The 20,768-nt window shown below is 40.4% G+C and carries 16 protein-coding genes and 1 pseudogene; 8 read left to right on the plus strand and 9 right to left on the minus strand.

The window, feature by feature from the left end:
• The first annotated feature begins 2 nt into the window (after positions 1-2).
• From EII37_RS05730 to dtd, 4 genes are all read left to right on the plus strand, one after another.
• On the plus strand, positions 3-872 hold the full coding sequence (locus EII37_RS05730; protein WP_124787899.1) for a helix-turn-helix domain-containing protein: 870 nt from the start codon (positions 3-5) through the stop codon (positions 870-872).
• A 112-nt stretch (positions 873-984) separates the two neighbouring features.
• The gene (locus tag EII37_RS05735; RefSeq protein WP_124787900.1) at positions 985-2,115 is read left to right on the plus strand and encodes an ABC transporter ATP-binding protein; all 1,131 of its coding nucleotides are present in this window, start codon (positions 985-987) and stop codon (positions 2,113-2,115) included.
• A gap of 135 nt (positions 2,116-2,250) precedes the next feature.
• Positions 2,251-4,473, plus strand: coding sequence for a bifunctional (p)ppGpp synthetase/guanosine-3',5'-bis(diphosphate) 3'-pyrophosphohydrolase (locus tag EII37_RS05740; RefSeq protein WP_124787901.1), 2,223 nt, complete (start codon positions 2,251-2,253; stop codon positions 4,471-4,473).
• A gap of 29 nt (positions 4,474-4,502) precedes the next feature.
• A complete protein-coding gene (gene dtd, locus EII37_RS05745) occupies positions 4,503-4,946 on the plus strand; it encodes a D-aminoacyl-tRNA deacylase (RefSeq protein WP_124787902.1) in 444 nt (147 codons plus the stop codon).
• 38 nt (positions 4,947-4,984) lie between these two features.
• Here the strand turns inward: dtd and EII37_RS11495 are convergent.
• A pseudogene (locus EII37_RS11495) lies at positions 4,985-5,275 on the minus strand (hypothetical protein); the annotation flags it as partial.
• Between EII37_RS11495 and EII37_RS11375 the strand changes: the two are divergent.
• Positions 5,264-5,524: a hypothetical protein gene (locus EII37_RS11375; RefSeq protein ID WP_223336319.1), complete on the plus strand. Its 261-nt coding sequence runs from the start codon at positions 5,264-5,266 to the stop codon at positions 5,522-5,524. The pseudogene EII37_RS11495 and the gene EII37_RS11375 overlap by 12 nt on opposite strands.
• Here the strand turns inward: EII37_RS11375 and EII37_RS05765 are convergent.
• From EII37_RS05765 to EII37_RS05795, 7 genes are all read right to left on the minus strand, one after another.
• A complete protein-coding gene (locus EII37_RS05765) occupies positions 5,521-5,934 on the minus strand; it encodes a hypothetical protein (RefSeq protein ID WP_124787904.1) in 414 nt (137 codons plus the stop codon). The genes EII37_RS11375 and EII37_RS05765 overlap by 4 nt on opposite strands.
• Before the next feature lie 118 nt (positions 5,935-6,052).
• Positions 6,053-6,763, minus strand: a complete 711-nt coding sequence (locus tag EII37_RS05770) for a nicotinamide mononucleotide transporter (protein WP_169435198.1) — start codon at positions 6,761-6,763, stop codon at positions 6,053-6,055.
• Positions 6,764-6,881: 118 nt separating this feature from the next.
• On the minus strand, positions 6,882-7,532 hold the full coding sequence (locus EII37_RS05775) for a metal-dependent transcriptional regulator (RefSeq protein ID WP_124787905.1): 651 nt from the start codon (positions 7,530-7,532) through the stop codon (positions 6,882-6,884).
• Positions 7,533-7,610: 78 nt separating this feature from the next.
• The gene (tpx, locus tag EII37_RS05780) at positions 7,611-8,105 is read right to left on the minus strand and encodes a thiol peroxidase (protein ID WP_124787906.1); all 495 of its coding nucleotides are present in this window, start codon (positions 8,103-8,105) and stop codon (positions 7,611-7,613) included.
• Positions 8,106-8,333: 228 nt separating this feature from the next.
• A complete protein-coding gene (gene psaA / locus EII37_RS05785; protein WP_102211362.1) occupies positions 8,334-9,263 on the minus strand; it encodes a metal ABC transporter substrate-binding lipoprotein/adhesin PsaA in 930 nt (309 codons plus the stop codon).
• Between the two features lie 31 nt (positions 9,264-9,294).
• On the minus strand, positions 9,295-10,143 hold the full coding sequence (locus tag EII37_RS05790) for a metal ABC transporter permease (protein ID WP_000559791.1): 849 nt from the start codon (positions 10,141-10,143) through the stop codon (positions 9,295-9,297).
• Positions 10,140-10,862, minus strand: coding sequence for a metal ABC transporter ATP-binding protein (locus EII37_RS05795; RefSeq protein WP_033686841.1), 723 nt, complete (start codon positions 10,860-10,862; stop codon positions 10,140-10,142). Before EII37_RS05795 ends, EII37_RS05790 begins: the two co-directional genes overlap by 4 nt.
• A 177-nt stretch (positions 10,863-11,039) precedes the next feature.
• Here EII37_RS05795 and pepO point away from each other — a divergent pair, with 177 nt between their 5' ends.
• Positions 11,040-12,932, plus strand: coding sequence for an endopeptidase PepO (pepO, locus tag EII37_RS05800; protein ID WP_124787907.1), 1,893 nt, complete (start codon positions 11,040-11,042; stop codon positions 12,930-12,932).
• 59 nt (positions 12,933-12,991) lie between these two features.
• Positions 12,992-13,756: a lipoprotein gene (locus tag EII37_RS05805; protein WP_124787908.1), complete on the plus strand. Its 765-nt coding sequence runs from the start codon at positions 12,992-12,994 to the stop codon at positions 13,754-13,756.
• Between the two features lie 105 nt (positions 13,757-13,861).
• Here EII37_RS05805 and EII37_RS05810 read toward each other — a convergent pair whose 3' ends face one another.
• Positions 13,862-14,491, minus strand: coding sequence for an MBL fold metallo-hydrolase (locus tag EII37_RS05810; protein WP_124787909.1), 630 nt, complete (start codon positions 14,489-14,491; stop codon positions 13,862-13,864).
• A 616-nt stretch (positions 14,492-15,107) separates the two neighbouring features.
• Here EII37_RS05810 and EII37_RS05815 point away from each other — a divergent pair.
• Positions 15,108-20,768, plus strand: a 5,661-nt coding sequence (locus tag EII37_RS05815; protein WP_185695960.1) for a MucBP domain-containing protein, incomplete at its 3' end; no start/stop codon positions are given.

Consider the following 20,768-nt stretch of genomic DNA (forward strand, 5'->3'; position numbering starts at 1 on the left):
ACATGATGGCAAAAGAACTACAAGACTGGTTTCCTGAGGCTCAGATTTCAGACCAACCAGTAGAGAAAGAGGGCTATCTTACTCTCCCTTTAGCTTCTCAGCAGTGGATTTTGCTGGAGGAAACTGGTCTCAGTGAGCGTGAAAAGCAGTTGATTTCGCTTTTGACTCAGCAGGAGCAGGCTCGTTCGCTCAATCCTTGGTATTCTTATCTGGTTGAGGGCAAGGGACAGGCACCGCAAGCTTTTAAAAAGATTCAGTTGGTTTATTGTCATCTTTCCTATTTTCAGCAGGAAAATCTAGCTTCTTGGCTGGATATGATGAGGACCCTTTTTCCTAACTGTCAGACGGTGCTTCAAGTCGGAGCTCAGGACTATGTTTTCGTGCTGCAACAAGATAAGTACACTTCTGTACGAGCTATTTTAAGTGATACGATTGAAGCGGTTGAGTATGACTTTGGACTTCGTCTATCCATCATGTTGGGCCAGGTTTGGTCTCAGACAGGACATCAAGCCCTGTCAGGCTTAATCAAAGCAGAGCGGGATTTGTTTAAGATTTGGTGGCGTCAGGGTCACCAAGGTGTTCACACTTTTTCACAACTCTATCTTTGGAGTATGGGAGACAGACTTGTGAACCTGAGAGCAATCAAGGAATGCTTGCACCAGATGATTTTGGATCAGGACCAGATTCAGGAAATCATTCTCTCCCTTTGGGAAAATAGTGCTGTTCTCACTAAAACAGCCCAGCAACTCTATCTGCACCGCAATTCTCTCCAATACAAGATTGATAAGTGGGAAGAATTGACAGGGCTTCAGTTGAAGGAATTGACAGACCTGACCCTGTGTTATCAGTTGATTTTGCCAGATATTCTCTAAAGTTTTGTGCAAGTTGCACAGAACTTTTTTGTTTTTTTGGTCACTTTGCCATAGAAAGATAAAGCGTTTTCATCTATAATGAAACTATCAAAAGACAAAAGGAGTTCACCTCATGGTAGAATTAAATCTTAAAAATATTTACAAAAAATATCCAAACAGCGAACACTACTCAGTTGAAGACTTCAACTTGAACATTAAAGACAAAGAATTTATCGTTTTCGTAGGTCCTTCAGGATGTGGTAAATCAACAACTCTTCGTATGATCGCTGGTCTTGAAGACATCACAGAAGGTACTGCATCTATCGATGGCGTGGTTGTCAACGACGTAGCTCCAAAAGACCGTGACATCGCCATGGTATTCCAAAACTACGCTCTTTACCCACACATGACTGTTTATGACAACATGGCTTTCGGTTTGAAATTGCGTAAATACAGCAAAGAAGACATTGACAAACGTGTGCAAGAAGCAGCTGAAATCCTTGGATTGAAAGAATTCTTGGAACGTAAACCTGCTGACCTTTCAGGTGGTCAACGTCAACGTGTTGCCATGGGGCGTGCCATTGTCCGTGATGCAAAAGTATTCTTGATGGACGAACCTTTGTCAAACTTGGATGCAAAACTTCGTGTATCAATGCGTGCTGAAATCGCTAAAATCCACCGTCGTATCGGAGCTACAACTATCTACGTAACTCACGACCAAACAGAAGCAATGACACTTGCAGACCGTATCGTTATCATGTCAGCAACTAAGAACCCTGCTGGTACAGGTACTATCGGACGTGTAGAACAAATCGGTTCTCCTCAAGAAGTTTACAAAAACCCAGTTAACAAATTCGTTGCAGGATTCGTTGGAAGCCCAGCTATGAACTTCATTAATGTGAAATTAGTTGGTAGCGAAATTGTTTCAGACGGTTTCCGTTTGAAAGTGCCAGAAGGCGCTTTGAAAGTTCTTCGTGAAAAAGGCTACGAAGGTAAAGAATTGATCTTCGGTATTCGTCCAGAAGACGTGAATGCAGAGGAAGCATTCCTTGAAACATTCCCAGAATCAGTTGTAAAAGCGACTATCTCTGTATCAGAATTGCTTGGTTCAGAATCTCACCTATACTGCCAAGTTGGTAAAGATGAATTCGTTGCTAAAGTTGATGCTCGTGACTACTTGCAAACAGGCGCAACAGTTGAACTTGGATTTGACTTGAACAAAGCCCACTTCTTCGATGTAGAAACTGAAAGAACAGTTTATTAAGATAAATGAAATGTCAAAACACTGCTAGAGAAACCTGGCAGTGTTTTTTGAAATGTGGATTGATTGAGAGGGAATTTTCTAGTTTTCATATTCTTAAAAAAGTGATAAAATGGTAGGAAGAATTGGAGAGTAGAGATGCCGAAAGAAGTGAATTTGACGGGCGATGAGGTTGTCGCTTTAACGCAAAAATATTTATCAAAAGAAGATGTTGCTTTTGTCCATAAGGCCTTAGTCTATGCTGTTGAATGCCACAGTGGCCAGTATAGGAAATCTGGCGAACCTTACATTATTCACCCTATCCAAGTGGCAGGGATTTTAGCCAAACTTAAGCTAGATGCCGTAACGGTTGCTTGTGGTTTCTTGCATGATGTGGTAGAAGATACAGATGCGACCTTGGATGATTTGGAGAGAGAGTTTGGCCCTGATGTGCGGGTAATCGTCGATGGGGTTACCAAACTTGGTAAGGTCGAGTACAAATCGATCGAGGAGCAATTGGCGGAAAATCATCGCAAGATGCTCATGGCCATGTCTGAGGACATCCGTGTTATCTTGGTCAAACTGTCTGACCGCTTGCACAATATGCGGACCCTGAAACACCTTCGAAAAGACAAGCAGGAGCGCATTTCCAAAGAAACCATGGAAATCTATGCTCCACTTGCCCATCGTTTGGGGATTTCCAGTGTCAAATGGGAGTTGGAAGACCTATCTTTCCGTTATCTAAATCCAACGGAGTTTTACAAGATTACCCATATGATGAAGGAAAAGCGCAGAGAGCGTGAAGCCTTGGTGGATGAGGTGGTCACAAAATTAGAAAACTATACAACGGATCGTCACTTGAAAGGGAAGATTTATGGTCGTCCCAAACATATTTACTCGATTTTCCGCAAAATGCAGGATAAGAGAAAACGTTTTGAGGAAATCTATGATTTGATTGCTATTCGTTGTATTTTGGATACCCAAAGTGATGTTTATGCCATGCTTGGTTATGTGCATGAGCTTTGGAAACCGATGCCAGGTCGCTTTAAAGACTATATTGCTAATCGCAAGGCCAATGGTTACCAGTCTATCCATACGACTGTTTATGGGCCAAAAGGGCCGATTGAATTCCAGATTCGGACCAAGGCTATGCACGAGGTAGCTGAGTACGGGGTTGCGGCTCACTGGGCTTATAAGAAAGGCGTTAAGGGGCAGGTTAACAGCAAGGAATCAGCTATTGGGATGAACTGGATTAAGGAGATGATGGAGCTCCAAGACCAGGCCGATGATGCCAAGGAATTTGTCGATTCAGTTAAGGAAAACTATCTGGCTGAGGAGATTTACGTCTTTACCCCAGATGGAGCTGTCCGCTCTCTTCCAAAAGATTCAGGACCGATTGACTTTGCCTATGAAATCCATACAAAAGTCGGGGAAAAAGCAACTGGTGCCAAGGTCAATGGCCGTATGGTTCCACTGACAACCAAGCTCAAGACAGGTGATCAGGTTGAAATTGTCACCAACCCTAACTCATTTGGACCTAGCCGTGACTGGCTCAATATGGTCAAGACCAGCAAGGCGCGCAATAAGATTCGTCAGTTCTTTAAAAATCAAGATAAGGAATTGTCTGTCAACAAGGGCCGTGAAATGCTGATGGCTCAGTTCCAAGAAAATGGCTATGTGGCCAATAAATTCATGGACAAGCGTCATATGGACCAAGTTCTGCAAAAGACCAGCTACAAGACAGAAGAATCCCTCTTTGCGGCTATTGGTTTTGGAGAAATTGGAGCTATTACGGTCTTTAACCGTCTGACTGAAAAGGAACGTCGTGAGGAAGAACGTGCCAAGGCCAAGGCGGAAGCAGAAGAGCTTGTCAAAGGTGGCGAGATCAAGGTTGAAAACAAAGAAACCCTCAAGGTTAAGCATGAGGGTGGAGTGGTCATTGAAGGTGCCTCAGGTCTCCTAGTGCGGATTGCTAAGTGTTGTAATCCTGTTCCTGGTGACGATATTGTCGGTTACATTACCAAGGGTCGAGGTGTGGCTATTCACCGTGTGGACTGTATGAACCTGCGCGCCCAAGAAAACTACGAGCAACGTCTCCTTGATGTGGAATGGGAAGACCAGTATTCAAACTCAAATAAGGAGTATATGGCCCATATTGATATCTATGGCCTCAACCGTACAGGACTGTTGAACGATGTACTGCAAGTTCTTTCAAACACAACCAAGAATATCTCAACAGTCAACGCCCAACCAACCAAGGATATGAAATTTGCTAATATCCATGTATCCTTTGGCATTGCCAACCTCTCTACACTGACCACGGTTGTGGACAAGATTAAGAGTGTGCCAGAAGTTTACTCTGTCAAACGGACCAACGGCTAATTGGCCTAGCTCTTACTAGAAAGGCTATTATGAAAATCATTATTCAACGGGTTACAAAAGCCCAAGTGAGTATCGAAGGTCAGGTTCAGGGAAAAATCAATCAGGGACTCTTATTGCTGGTTGGTGTTGGACCAGAGGACCAAGAGGAAGATTTGGATTATGCCGTGAGAAAACTGGTCAATATGCGGATTTTTTCAGACGTAGAAGGCAAGATGAACCTGTCTGTCAAAGATATTGAAGGAGAAATCCTCTCTATTTCTCAGTTTACCCTCTTTGCGGATACTAAGAAAGGCAATCGTCCAGCCTTTACAGGTGCGGCCAAGCCGGATATGGCATCAGACTTCTATGATGCTTTCAATCAAAAATTAGCGCAAGAAGTGCCCGTTCAGATAGGCATTTTTGGAGCGGATATGCAGGTTGAGCTGGTCAATGACGGACCTGTTACCATTATCCTTGATACTAAAAATAGATAAGAAAGACCAAGCCCAGCAGGCTTGGTTTTTCTCATCTATTACAAAATACTCCAAAATGAAATCGGTTCCTGATAGGCTTTTGGAAAGTATCTTTTCAGGATTTGGCAAGTGCGATAGGAAGGGATGAGATGTCCTAGGATGAGGAGAGTGCCCTGAAGGAAAAGTGGGAAACCACTTAAACATATCAAGAAGAGAATCATCAGGCTATCCCATAGAAGGATTTGTAAGGCAAAACGCCAGAATCTCGGTCTAATCTGGGAATAGAGTTGACTAAAGTGGTCACAAAGTTGGTTAGAAAGATAAGTAAGTAGTACAGGATGAAAGAAAATAATACTCTTCGAAAATCTCTTCAAACCACGTCAGCGTCGCCTTACCGTACTCAAGTACAGCTTGCGGCTAGCTTCCTAGTTTACTCTTTGATTTTCATTGAGTATAAGCCAACCACTATAAATCAAAATCCAATCCCAAGTGAGTCTCTCTTTAAATGTCAAAAATGCCAGCATGATTCCATCAATGACAAGGAGTTGAATGGTTTTGGTGTAGATGATTTTTCCATGCCAAAACCTCCTTTTCCTTAGAGACACTCCCATAAAGAGACGTGTTTATCGTAAAAGTCTGGATAGTTTTCTCTTAGGTAGTCAGCTGTCATATAATATAAAGTAGAATGACAAGCAGTGATGATTGGCATAAGAGAGGGAAAACGCTGAGAACTAACGAAGGTTAAAAGGACAAAAAATAGAAAATCAATGGAGAGAACCCCTAAATAGTAGAAGCGAATCTTTTTATTGATTTGAGGATAAATCTCAGCGAATTGATGTTTGAGTCGGACGACCAAGCGAAATAGTAGTAGACTCTGAGCAAGGAGGAAAATAAAACCAGAGAGCAAGAGCCACTCCAAAGATGTCTCGGGTCTTTTGCTAAAAAATGCCAATAGTAGCAAATCAATAACTGCAATTGTTGTAAAATGGAGTCTAAAGAGTTTTTTCATAAGATGACCTCCCTCTTTTATCTAGCTTCATTCTACTCCAAAAGAATGGGAGTTACAACTAAAATGATAAAAATTTTAGTAAGGAGATTCTGTTAGATTTCTTTATTTGATTTCCCTCTTATTGTTCCACCTCTTCATCATTCCAGACAAATAAAGCTCCGATTGCATTGAGGATATAAAAGATGTATTTTCCGATATTGGCAAAATTTCCTTGAATACCAGCTTTTGTCAGCTGAACAAAATTGTAAATCAACCAAAAGCCCCACTGAGTTGTTAGTTTCAATGCGTTAAAAGCATTGGCAATGAGGGACAGTGCAAAGGCAATAGTTGTTACGTAGGCAAGGAGATTCATCTTTCCTTCATAGCCGATATAGTTGGTCACAAAGGCAAAGAGGAAGGCGATGATGGAAATGATCATGGCTGCCAATTTTACCTGTTTTTGGCTCATTTGGTTGGGTCTGCCTTCTTGCGAAGCTTCCCATTTCTTAATAGCAAAGGTATAAATGAGGAAGGTGACAGGATAGGTGATAATGGCCGCCTTATTTCCAAGGATATAGTCAATGGTACCAGATAAAATGGTATTAACAATGCCAAAGTAATTTCCCCATTTGCTTAATTTTCCCGTGAAACGAGTGGACAACATGGAAATCCCAACGTTGGTTACGGAAATCAATCCAAAAGGAACAAGGGCAGTCCAGGGGCCCCAATCTACAAATTTGTCGAGACGTGAGTTGAGGTAACCAGATGCAATCGCAATCCCAACGACCAAAGCAACCCCGAAGAGGTCAAACCATTTGGATGTCGCAAAAATTTTTAGTGATTTTTTCATATATTAAAATATCTTTCTTTTTTTAAAAAATATTATACAACTAAATGAAAGCAAAATCAAATGATAGAAATAAAACCCTGAAAATAAAACTTTCAGGGTTGGTAGGGTACTTGAAAAATTAGTCGATTTTTTCGACATAGAGTTGTTTGGCAATGTCCATACTTACTTGTAAATCCTCGTTTTTACTGAGGATAGTGAAGGTATTGCTGAAGCCATCAAACTGCTGGACTTGGAGATGGTCACCGATGTGAAGTGAGTGCTTATCCAAATAATTGAGAATGTCAAAACTATCGTGCACACGAGTCAGGCGGTAGGCGCCAGCTTCCTTGATGTCAGCTAGTGGCAGGTTATTGACTTCAACCAGGAGTTCTCCCTTGGCGGGAATAGTTCCTCCGTGAGGGCAGGTCTTGGGGAATCCAAGCAATTTTTCTAGTCTCTCCACGAATAGCTCAGAGACAGTATGTTCCAATACCTCAGCTTCCTCGTGAATCTGGTCACTCGTATAGTCTAAATGATGGACTAGAAAAACTTCAATCAAGCGATGCTTACGGTAGAGCTCTGAGACCAGTTTGAGCCCAAGGTCCGTCAGTAGATAGCCACATTCCTTGTCCTTAAGGATGAGATTTTCGCTCTTCATCCGTTTAATCATTTCAGTTACGGCAGGGGGAGAGACTTGCATACGAGCCGCAATTTCCTTGTTGGTAATCTTATGCAAATCTATGCCAATTTCATAAATACACTTTAGATAATCTTCTTTATTAGGGGTCATTCGTTTCCTCTTGTCTAATATCTTTATCTAGTATATCAAAAAAAGCTAGATTTCTCTAGCTATCTGCCACAATGGCTTCTAATTTAGTTCTTTAGCAGCTGTAATTGCGGCTTCGAAGTTTGGTTCAGAATTGATATTGTCCACGTATTCAACGTAGCGAATAGTATTGTCGGTGTCGAGGACAAAGACTGCGCGTGCCAATAGGTGCCACTCATTGATTAAGAGGGCATAATCACGTCCAAAGGACTGGTCGAAATAGTCCGAGAGCATGATGGCATTTTCAATACCTTCAGCACCACACCAACGTTTTTGGGCAAAAGGGAGGTCCATGGAAACAGTCAAGACGACCGTGTTATCCAGTCCAGCCAGTTCTTCATTAAAACGACGCGTTTGAGTTGAGCAGATACCTGTATCGATAGAAGGCACGACACTCAAGACTTTTTTCTTGCCATCAAAATCAGCCAGAGATTTTTTAGACAGGTCTGTTGTAGTGAGAGAAAAATCAAGTGCCTTGTCGCCGACTTGTAGTTGTTTACCTGTAAAGCTAACAGGATTTCCGAGGAAAGTTACCATAGGATACTCCAATCTTTTTTCTTCCATTTTAGCTGAAACAGTCGGAATTTTCCAATGATTTGACTGAAAATGTGGGCATAGAAAAAACGCCAATTCGGAAAAGAATGACGTTTTTCAGAGGTTTATACTCAATGAAAATCAAAGAGCAAACTAGGAAGCTAGCCACAGGCTGTACTTGAGTACGGCAAGGCGACGCTGACGTGGTTTGAATTTGATTTTCGAAGAGTATTATTTTGCCAATCCTTCAGCAATCTTATCAAGGTTGTATTTCATCATGTTGTAGTAGCTGTCGCCTTCTTTACCTTGTTCTGCGATAGAGTCAGTAAAGATTTGTGCGTAGATTGGGATGTTTGTGTCTTGTGAAACAGTCTTCATTGGACGGTCATCCACACTTGATTCTACAAAGAGTGATGGAACTTTTGTTTGGCGAAGTTTTTCAACCAAGGTCTTGATTTGTTCAGGAGTTCCTTCTTCTTCAGTATTGATTTCCCAGATGTAGGCACTTGGGACACCATAGGCTTTAGAGAAGTATTTGAATGCTCCTTCGCTGGTTACGATGAGTTTCTTTTCAGCAGGGATGTTATTAAATTTATCCTTACTTTCTTTATCAAGTTTGTCTAACTTATCAGTATATTCTTTGAGATTTTTTTCGTAGAATTCCTTGTTGCTAGGATCTTTAGCGCTCAATTGTTTGGCGATATTTTTAGCAAAGATAATTCCATTTTCAAGGTTAAGCCAAGCGTGTGGGTCTTCTTTACCTTTTTCATTTTTTCCTTCAAGGTAGATAACATCAACGCCTTCGCTGACTGCAAAGTAGTCTTTGTTTTCAGTTTTCTTAGCATTTTCTACCAATTTGCTAAACCAAGCATTGCCACCTGTTTCAAGGTTGATACCGTTATAGAAAATGAGGTCAGCCTCAGAAGTTTTCTTAACATCTTCAGGGAGTGGTTCGTATTCGTGTGGGTCTTGTCCAATCGGAACGATACTGTGAAGATCAATCTTGTCACCAGCAATATTTTTAGTAATATCAGCGATGATTGAGTTTGTAGCAACAACTTTTAGTTTTTGACCAGAAGCTGCATCTTTTTTTCCGCTAGCACATGCTACAAGAGCAATAACGGAAAGAAAGAGAACGAGTAATGTACCTAATTTTTTCATTAGATCCTCCAATTTATTGGGGTTTTGCCCCTTATTTTAACAAATGTTTATTTTTCAGTTTCAAATATCGTTGTTTAGGAGAGATAAAGAAACTGATTAAGAAGAAGCTAGCAGCTGTAAGTACGATGCTAGAACCAGCTGCTAAGTTTAAACTATAGCCAATAAAGAGTCCCAAAACTGAAGCTGTAGCTCCAAAGGTTGAGGAAAGGAAAATCATACTTTTCAGGCTATTAGCATACAGATAAGCAGTTGCAGCTGGGGTAATCAGCATGGCTACAATCAGGATAGTTCCGACACTTTGCATGGCTGTCACAGACACGAGAGTCAGGAGTATCATGAGGAGGTAGTGATAGAAATTGACAGGCATTCCCATGGCTTTAGCCAGAAGTTCATCAAAGGAAGTGATCAAGAGTTGCTTGAAGAAAATCCAGATTAACAAGAGAATGACCGCCCCTACGCCCATAGTGATAAACATATCCGTATCTTGGACGGCTAGAATATTACCAAAAAGGATATGGAAAAGGTCAGTTGAACTTTTAGCGACACTAATCAAGATGATACCGAGGGCTAAGAAAGAAGAAAAGGTAATGCCGATGGCGGTATCGCTTTTGATAATCGAGTTCCCCTTGATGTAGGTAATGATGATAGCAGCTAGCAATCCAAAGACAATGGCTCCGATAAAGAAGTCAACTCCCAAGATAAAGGAGAGGGCTACACCTGGTAAGACAGCATGTGAAATAGCATCTCCCATGAGTGACATCCCACGTAGAATGATGAAACATCCCACAGCTCCAGCTACGACCCCGACGACAATAGCTGTTATCAAGGCATTTTGTAGGAAATGGAATTTTTGCAATCCATCGATAAATTCTGCAATCATAGGTCACCTCCATTGAAAAAGAGTCGATTACCGTAAGCTTCTTTGAGATTGGCTTCGGTAAAGGTTTCTTTGGTTGGACCAAAGGCAATCACTTCTCGATTGACAAGTAAGACTTGATCGAAGTAGTGGGAAACCTTGCTGAGGTCGTGGTGAACGATGAGAACCGTCTTACCAGCTTTTTTCAAATCTCTCAGCGTATTCATGATGATTTCCTCACTGACAGAGTCAATCCCAACAAAGGGTTCATCCAAGAGGATATAATCGGCTTCCTGCACCAAACATCTGGCAATCAAGACCCGCTGGAATTGACCTCCAGACAGTTGACTGATTTGACGTTCAGCGTAGTCAGCTAGGCCGACGATTTCAAGGGCTTCCTCTACTTTTTTCCAATGTTTAGCATTTAAACTGCGAAAGAGAGGAATAGAAGGAAATAGTCCTAGCGAGACACATTCCTTGACCTTGATGGGAAAGTTGTAGTCGATATTGATTTTTTGTTCGACATAGGCGATTCGGTGTAAGGATTTTTTAACTTCCTTGTCATCGAGAAATGCCTGACCTTGATGTGGGATAATTCCCAGCATACCTTTTAATAATGTTGATTTTCCAGCACCGTTCGGACCAATGATACCAGTAATTGTTGGTCCATGGAGCACTAGTGAAATATCCTTAAGTGCCAACGTTTCTTTGTAGGAGACACTGAGGTTTTCGATACGTATCATAAACTTGTATTCCTCCTAACTCTTAATATACCTTAAAAAAAAAATTAAGTCAAGTTAATTTTTGAAAAAATTAAAATAATAACTGAAAAACAATAGAAAATATCAGTTCATTTTTAATTGCATTCCCAGGTAATTTTTGTTAAGCTAAAAACAAGTACAAATGAAAGTGAGAACAAGATGACACGTTATCAAGATGATTTTTATGATGCAATCAATGGAGAATGGCAGAAGACTGCTGAAATCCCAGCAGATAAATCTCAAACGGGAGGTTTTGTTGATTTAGATCAGGAAATTGAAGACTTGATGTTGGCGACAACAGACAAGTGGTTGGCAGGAGAAGAGGTGCCTGAGGATGCTATCTTAGCAAACTTTGTCAAATACCACCGCCTAGTTCGTGATTTTGACAAGAGAGAAGCTGACGGTATTAAACCTGTCTTACCACTTCTTAAAGAATTCCAAGAATTGGAGACTTTTGCAGATTTCACTGCCAAACTAGCAGAGTTTGAGCTTGCAGGAAAACCTAATTTCCTTCCTTTTGGTGTATCGCCAGACTTTATGGATGCCAGAATCAATGTTCTATGGGCTAGCGCTCCAAGCACGATCCTGCCAGATACGACCTACTATGCAGAAGACCATCCTCAACGCGAAGAACTCTTGACTCTTTGGAAAGAAACCAGCGCAAATCTCCTCAAGGCTTATGATTTCTCTGATGAAGAAATTGAAGACTTGCTAGAGAAAAGACTAGAATTGGACCGTCGAGTTGCGTCAGTAGTGCTCTCTAATGAAGAAAGTTCAGAGTATGCTAAGCTCTACCATCCATATTCTTATGAAGATTTCAAGAAATTTGCGCCTGCCCTACCTTTGGATGACTTCTTCCAAGCTGTTCTTGGACAAGTACCAGACAAGGTTATCGTAGACGAGGAACGTTTCTGGCAAGCAGCAGACCAATTCTACAGTGAAGAGACTTGGCCTCTCCTTAAGGCAACCTTGATTTTGAGTGTTGTCAATCTCTCAACCAGCTATTTAACAGAAGAAATCCGTGTCTTGTCAGGTGCCTATAGCCGTGCGCTTTCTGGAGTTCCAGAAGCCAAAGACAAGGTCAAGGCAGCTTATCAACTAGCACAAGGTCCTTTCAAACAAGCCATGGGTCTATGGTATGCCCATGAAAAATTCTCTCCAGAGGCCAAGGCAGATGTAGAGAAAAAAGTGGCAACTATGATTGATGTCTATAAGGAACGCTTGGCTAAAAATGACTGGCTGACTCCTGAAACTCGTGACAAGGCCATCGTTAAACTCAATGTTATCAAGCCTTATATCGGTTACCCAGAAGAATTGCCAGAACGCTATAAGGACAAGGTAGTGGATGAGACTGCTAGTCTTTTTGACAATGCTCTAGCCTTTGGGCGTGTGGAAATCAAGCACAGTTGGAGCAAGTGGAATCAACCTGTAGACTACAAGGAATGGGGCATGCCTGCTCATATGGTCAATGCCTACTATAATCCACAGAAGAATCTGATCGTCTTCCCAGCGGCTATTTTACAGGCTCCTTTCTATGACTTGCATCAGTCATCTTCTGCTAACTACGGTGGTATTGGTGCAGTTATTGCCCATGAAATTTCCCACGCCTTTGATACCAACGGAGCTTCCTTTGATGAAAATGGTAGTCTCAAGGACTGGTGGACAGAGAGTGACTATACTGCCTTCAAAGAGAAAACACAAAAAGTCATTGACCAGTTTGATGGACAGGATTCTTATGGAGCAACCATCAACGGTAAATTGACTGTGTCAGAAAACGTGGCTGACTTGGGAGGAATCGCTGCAGCGCTTGAAGCAGCGAAGAGAGAACCAGACTTCTCAGCAGAAGAGTTCTTCTACAACTTCGGTCGCATCTGGCGCATGAAAGGTCGTCCAGAATTTATGAAACTTTTGGCTAGTGTCGATGTGCACGCACCAGCCAAACTCCGTGTCAATGTACAAGTACCAAACTTCGATGATTTCTTTACAACCTATGATGTCAAAGAAGGAGACGGTATGTGGCGTTCACCAGAAGACCGCGTGATTATTTGGTAATGAATCCAATCTAATACTAAAAACCGTAAATCTGCATAGGATGGGTTAAAGAGGTTAACATGAAGAAATTTTTAATGATGCTTTCAGCTATTCTTACTGTTTTTGTTTTAGCATCTTGTGGTGCAAACAAAAAAGATGAAAAAATAGAACCTTCGGCAACACAATCATCTTCTACCAAAGAGGAACAGAAGGAAAGCTCTACGAAGTCAGAGAGCCAAACTAGTACAAGTTCTTCAATGGCAACGCCGTCAACAACAATGGAAACGAAAAGCGAAACAGGAAAAGATTTGTACAAGGAAGTAATAGAGCGGTACAATCACTATCAGGCACTTTTAAGTAGTGGTGACCGAGAATCCTTGTATGAAAAGTTGAAACAGAACAAGATTTTTTCTGAAGAGTATGGCTATATCTTTACACTAAGCACCTACGATAAACCAGCTAGTCTTCATTATGTGTTTGCTGATTTAAATAATGATGGTCAGGATGAATTAATTATTGGAGATAAAAAATATATAGGAGCCATTTACTATTTAGAGAATAAACAACCCAAGTTACTTCATACAGCTTATGTAGCTTCTGCGGGAGGCTTTCGTTCTAGTCTAGTCATTTATGAAAATGGCCAAGTCAGATATGCAGACTGGCAGTCAACACGACCAGAAATGAACTTAAGTCTGTATGCTTTTGATAAAGACGGAGTACAGAAGATTAAGGAAGGTATCTTTCAAATTGGTAGTGATCAAAAGCCAGAGCAAATCTTAGAGATTTCTTCTAATGCACTTGATTTAGCTAAATTTGATTGGAAAGAATTTGAGCCAGTCAACTAGTATTTGATGAAATTCAATACTAGACTAGATTCTAAGATCAAAGAATGGAGAATTGAATAGCAATATACAAAAACCAAGGATAAAAATTCCTTGGTTTTTTGCTTGCTAGAAAAAAGGATTAAAGGTCTTTTCATGGGCGATAGTCGTAGCTGGACCATGTCCTGGATAGACATCGTAGTTTGGTAGGGTGAAGAGTTGCGTCTGAATGCTATGGAGGAGTTGTTCCGTGCTACCTGTAGGAAGGTCTGTCCGTCCGATGGTTTCTCGGAATAGAGCATCTCCCGTCAAGACTAGATGAGCATCAGGAAAGACCAGAGAAACACCGCCAATAGAGTGCCCTGGGGTCGGTAGAACTGTAAAACGAAATTCCTCAAGCTGGTATTCCTCATGAAAGACAAAGGTGTGCTCTGCTGGTTTTGCAACCACATCTGCCATATCATCATGACGAGGGAGACCAGAGAGATTATCGACTGGAGTGTAAAGCCAGCTAGCTTCGCTCTCTGCGATATAGACAGGAGGATTGCCAAAAGTTTCGCGAACTAGGTCCAGACTCATGATATGGTCATAATGAGCGTGGGTCAAGAGAATAGCGCAGATCGGTTTGTTGATGCTCTCTATTGTCTGACGAATGGCTTCCCAATGGCTACCAGGATCGACAACGATGAGGTGTTTTTCACCTTCTAGGTAATAGGTGTTTTCATAGGCAACAGGATTCACAGTTTTATGGATTTTCATACTAGCTCCAATCTCAAAGAATGTACTAAATTAAGTATAGCACAGTTAGGGAGAATAAAGTGGATAGAAAATCCTTCTCTTTTAAAGAATGTTAGTTGCTATCTACTTCATTCTGTTCAAAATAGAGGTAACTATTTTCTAGTTAGGAACTAGCTAGAATTTTTAATGATTTCACAGAGATTTTAAATGAGTTGGAGAGTAAATGATTAAAAAAATGATAATGAATCAAGAAAAGTGTATCCTATACTAGAATGAAGTTTGTGATAAAAGAAAATAAAATATACATGTAAAGTTAATTTGCATTAATATATTGAATTTCTAAAACTCTAGTATCTAACCTATAACAACTTGCTATATCTAATCATACAAGTCAAAGAGTCTGAAAATTATTGTATTTTTGGAAAATATTTATTTTTAATTTAGAATAAAAAAAGAAGCTATTTTATTTGCTATGCCCTAGAAAATATGATATCATAAAGTCGTATGTTGTAGATAATTTTATGATATTGAAAATGACCGCTAACATCTTTTGTTTCAGCTGAGGTTAGCAGTTAATTTTCGATATCAAGAATTTGTAAACTAACATCAAAATAAAAAAAGGAGGTTGTAGGTCTAAATGAAAGGCAAGCAACAAGATTATAGAGTAGAGAAATATATACGATACGGAATTCGTAAATATAGTTTTGGTGCGGCGTCGGTAGCTATTGCGGCTGGACTTATGTTCCTAGGAAATGGGGCTGTATCAGCAACTGAAGTACAGGGAACTGAAGTGGCAGTAGCATCAACGACATCAAAAGCACAAGATGAGGTTCCGTCATCTGACAAAGGAAAATCTGAGTCAGAGACTGCATCTGCCAATGCAACAGTAGAAAGCAAATCAGAAGCTAATAAGGTTGCAGATAAAGTAGCTTTGACAAATAAAGTAGCAGCTTTGGAAGCGAAATTGTCTACTGCTAAGAAAGCGGACGCAGCAGCTCAAACAGCTGCTAAAGAAGCATTAGTTTCAGCTAAAGCAATTCTAGCGAAGGCAGATGCTAGTCAAGCAGTTGTTGATGCAGAAGTAGCTAAAATTGCTGATTTGACTACTGTTTTGACAGAGTCAGATGCAACTGCTCAAAAAGCTGAAGAGGCAAAAAAAGCAGAGGAAGCTAAAAAAGCTGAAACAGCAAAAACAGCTACCCCTATCACTGAGGCTAAAAAAGTTTTGGACCAAGTGACGTCAGAAGCGGAAGTAACTAATGTCCTTGCAGAAGAAGCTGTTCGTAAGAATCATGTTGAGGGTGAAAATAAAGAAGCAATCGAAGCGGCGGTTGCAAAAAACAAAGAGATTATTGCAGAAGCTAAAAAGACCTTGGACGTAAAAGACTTGACTGTCAAAGAAATTGATGCTCAACTTTCACGCTTAAACGAGTCTATCCTTGCGGTATACAATGACCTTAAAAAAGCAGGAATCGGTCGTGATGGGAAGCTTGCTGTAGCGTTGGCAGCACAAGATTTTTATGCTGAAGGATCTACAAGTACGACTCATGCTTCAGAAATAAATGTAACAGTCCATACAGGAACAGATACCTATACAATTCCACACAAAGAAATTACACCAACCCCAGCTGGGGTTAATACTGCAGGATTAGAAGTAGTTGTGTACTCTAACCAACGTGATGGTAATGATAAAAATGCTGGAAATGCTCAGACTACTGCAGAAGGTGGTCGAACAGGTCATAATAATAAAGGTCGTGTTGATTATCCTTTAACACCAGAGGCTTCTAAAAAGTTAGTAGAAGAGGCACCACTATGGAGAAATAAACTTCGTGCAGATGGCTCAAGAATTTCAAATGCAGCGCTTGCAATATACTCAGCTAATGGTGGTTATGAATACCTAGCTACTGAAATTTATGGCTATGCATACGAACAAGGAATTGATCGCGTATATATCAAAGGATTAAAAGACCGTATTGCTGTTACAGAGACTGCTAAGCAAGCTGGATGGAGTCTTACTTCTGTAACACCAACCAACCTTGTTCCTGGTTTAGCATATGATGCAGCTACAGATACCATTCAAGGGGTTGTCTCTGCCAATATTGAAAACGGGGTATTTGATTTACGTTTTGATGTAACTGCAACCAATACTGACGGTCGTTCAGTAACTTTTAGACTTCAGAATTTACGTGCTGGTTGGGTAGGCTGGCAAGACACCACACCTCCTAAAATAGAATCTGATTCTGCTCGTTATGAACGTACTGTAGGTGATGATGCGAATATCAATATCCGAACTTATGATAATGCTGGAGCAAGTGTGATTCCTGGGGGTACTTCTGGAAGCTATAATTATACAACAGCTGAAGGTAAAGTAATTAAAGTTCGTAAACAGAATTCACAAGCTGTAACTGGTGTGTCAGGCTATAATACTACAGGAGCGACTTTAGATGATTCTAAAGTGTTGATTCCTGGTACCAACTACAAACTTTCTAATGCTACAAAAGAAGAGCAAGCTAATGATAACACCAATAATGGTAATGCTATTATTGGAGGTAAGGTTACTGAAGCAGGAATATATACAGTCTCTGTATTTGCTAAAGATTACGATAAACTTTCTAACACTACTACTTGGAACCAATCAGGTCAAGAAACCCATGCTTCTCTAACTGTTGTGGTAAAACCAAAAGTTGAGGTTCAAAACGTTGAAACTTACTCAACTTCAGTACCAGTTAAAATATCTAAAGGAGCTACAAGCGCTAAAGTTACGATGCCAGATGGAACTGTAACAAATCTTAAAGTAGTTAACGGTAAGTGGCGTGTAGATAGTGGCTCAACTAATAGAGCTGTTACAGAAAACCAGGAGCTAGGTTCTGTAGATTCTGATACTATTTTCAACATTCCGGTTACATCAGAAGCAACGGCTAAAGTAGGTGTGGATAACATTACTGTTGAAGCATCATCTGAAAATGTTAAGGGAACTTTCCTACGTGAACAAGTTGAATTAACTGGAACTGATAATAAAAAACACACCGCAAAATTAAATAGTGCAACTGGTCACTGGGAACTTCCAGCTGACTATGCTGAAGTTAAGACACCAAATGGTGATGGAACTACAACGTGGACAAAACGCCAAGTGTATACTGAAGCGCAACAAAATGGAGCAATGAACTTCTACATCTATGAGTATACTCGTAAGCTAGATGTCAATGGGAAAGTAACAAATGTTGAAACACCAGATAGACCACTCACTACATATACTTCTCAGAATACTAGTCAAGCAGGTGATGGAATGTCAGTAACAATCACTTATGATAAACATTCCAATACATGGACTTCATCAGATGGTACAGAAGTGACTGCTACTAAATTGGGTGACGATTCTTGGGAAGTACATACTAAATCAGGATTTGGTGGTATCATTAGAGGAACAATTGCAACAAGCTCAGATGTTGCAACTGTAGTTAATACAAAACCAACAGCAAGTTCACAGGATTATACGTCTACAAAAGGAACTGCGGTAGATCTCCGTAATGAAGCAAAAGCTGCAGTGAGAATCTCTGATACAGAAGATACTAAGTACAGTAAAACAACTTACATTACTCGTATTACAGTAACATCTCCTTCTGGAGTTCAGAAGGTTTATGACACTAAACAAGATGCAAACAACTACAATCTTGCTAGTGGTTATACACTGAATGAAGTGGGAGTCTATACAGTAACAGTTAACGTTATTGATAGTAATGGTAATTACACAACAGATGCTACAATAGGTGGAACTGAATCTGGTGTGGATCATGGGGCTGGCTCATCAACAGCTACAACTACTTACCACATCACAGTAACAGACACGATTAAAGGTCACGATGCTACATCATCTGATATCCAAGGAGCTACTCAAACAGGAACACCAACCTTTACTTCTGTAGGTGACGGTTCAACTATCTCACCAAGTGCAAAATCACTAGCTAAGTTGGTTGCCGCTGATGGTAATCTAGTTGAGACTTTAAAAGTTGCAAATGAGGGAACTTATACAATTAACCCAGAAACAGGTGTTGTAACCTTCGAACCACTTCCAACATTCAAAGGAACAGCAACTCCAGTAACTGTTAAACTAACTGCAATTCTAGGTACAGATGCTAATAATGCTAATATTACTGCAACTGCGACAGCTACTTACACACCAAAAGTAGTTCCAGTAACACCAACAGCAGTAGCATCTCAAACAACTGGACCTCAAGGGAAAGCCCAAACTTCTGCTATTAAGTTTGACGCAGCAGATACAGATGATACAACTGTAAACTTTGCTAAAGGAACAGTTGCTATTGATGCAAATACAACAAAATCTGTTGATCTTAATACAGCATCAGTAACTCTTCTTAATGAAAACGGTGATGCTGTACCGTCTGTAACAGTTGAAAATGAGGGAACTTATACACTGGATAAAGCGACAAATGTTATTACATTCCAACCAGTCGCAACATTCACAGGAACTGTTACAAAACCAGTTAATGTACGTATTGCAGATGCAAATGGTACTACTGTAACAACTACTTACACTCCAACTGTCACAGATGTAACTATGACAGCTGAAAATGCAACATCTGAAGACGTTCAAGGTAAAACACAAACTGGAACACCAGAATTTGAAACATCAGATCCATCAGTAACGATTGCAACACGTCAGTTGATTGATCCATCAACGATGCAACCAACTACTAATGTTACAATTGCAAATGAAGGAACATACACAATTGATCCAACAACAGGTGTTGTAACCTTCGTACCAGTGCCAACATTTACTGGAGAAGGAACAGGAGTAACTGTTCAAGCAACAGATTCGAATGGTGAGACAGCAACAGCTACTTATAAACCAACTGTAACACCAATCACGATTACTGGTGAAGATGTAACATCTAAGAATATCCAAGGTGAACAGCAGTCAGAAACACCACTATTCTCATCATCAGATGAGAGTGCTCCAGTATCAAATTACAAACTTGTAGATCCAGCTACTGGAAATCCAACGACTGAACCTTCAGTGACTGTTGAAAATGTTGGTACATACACAATTGATTCAACAACAGGTGTAGTAACATTCCAACCAGTTGCAACTTATAAAGGAACACCAACACCAGTAAAAGTTCAAGCATCAGCTACTATTACTAATGAAAAAGGTGAATCAACAGTCATCACAGGTACAGCTACCTATACACCAACAGTAGTTCCTGTAGCCCCAACAGCTAAAGAATCAGCGACAGTTGGTAAGCAAGGTCAAGCGCAAACGTCACAAATTGTTTTTGACACTCCTGATACAGATGCTACAACATTGAACTTCGCTAAAGGAGAAACATCTGAAGTATTAGGTGAAGATGGTCAACCAAAATCAGTAGCTCTTAATAAGAGTACTTTGACACTTCTTGATGCGAACGGAAATTCTGTAACTACAGTTACGGTTGATGGTGAAGGAACTTACACTCTTGATAAAACAACTAATGCCATTACATTCCAGCCAACTGAAGAATTCACAGGCAAAGCTACACCAGTGCGTGTGCAAATTGCAGATGTCAACGGTACTACTGTAACAACTACTTACACTCCAACTGTTGTTGCGGAAGATGGAACTGTCATTGTTGAGTATAAGGATGAAGAAGGTAACGTTATCTCTCCTTCAACAACTCCAGTAAACAACGAAAAAGTAACAACTCCGTTTACAACTGAGCCAAAAGAAATTCCTGGTTACACTCTTGTTAAAGTGGCAACAACAAATGGTACGGTTGATGAAGGTACTAAGAATGTTTCAGGTAAGGTTACAAATGATACAACTACTGTAACATACACTTATAGAAAGAATGTTCAAACAGCAACTATTTCTTACTATGATGTGACAACTGGTGCAGAAGTTGCGATTGATTCAGCTAAAGTACCAGCAGCATCTGTTGAGACAGTAGAAGGTGTTTATAACGGTGCTATCGACTTTACTAATCGTGAAAAAGCAATTGCAGCTCTTGAAAAAGCTGGCTATACGTTAGTAGAAGACAGTTTCGTTTCAGCAACGACAGCTGATAAACTGTTTGATAACGACACAGCGGTAACTCAAAACTTCAAGGTAACAGTTAAACAACGTGTGGAACCAGTGACTCCAAATGATGAGAAACCTGTTCCAGGTCAACCAGTTGATCCAGAAAATCCAAATTCACCAGTATGGCCAAGTACTGCAGAAAATCTTGAGTTAACTAAGACAGTTACTCGTACAATCAAGTACCGCTACAACGATGAGAATGGTAAAGAAGTAACAGCTGAT

The organism is Streptococcus sp. OH4692_COT-348, from assembly GCF_003859975.1.
Classification (GTDB): Bacteria; Bacillota; Bacilli; order Lactobacillales; family Streptococcaceae; genus Streptococcus.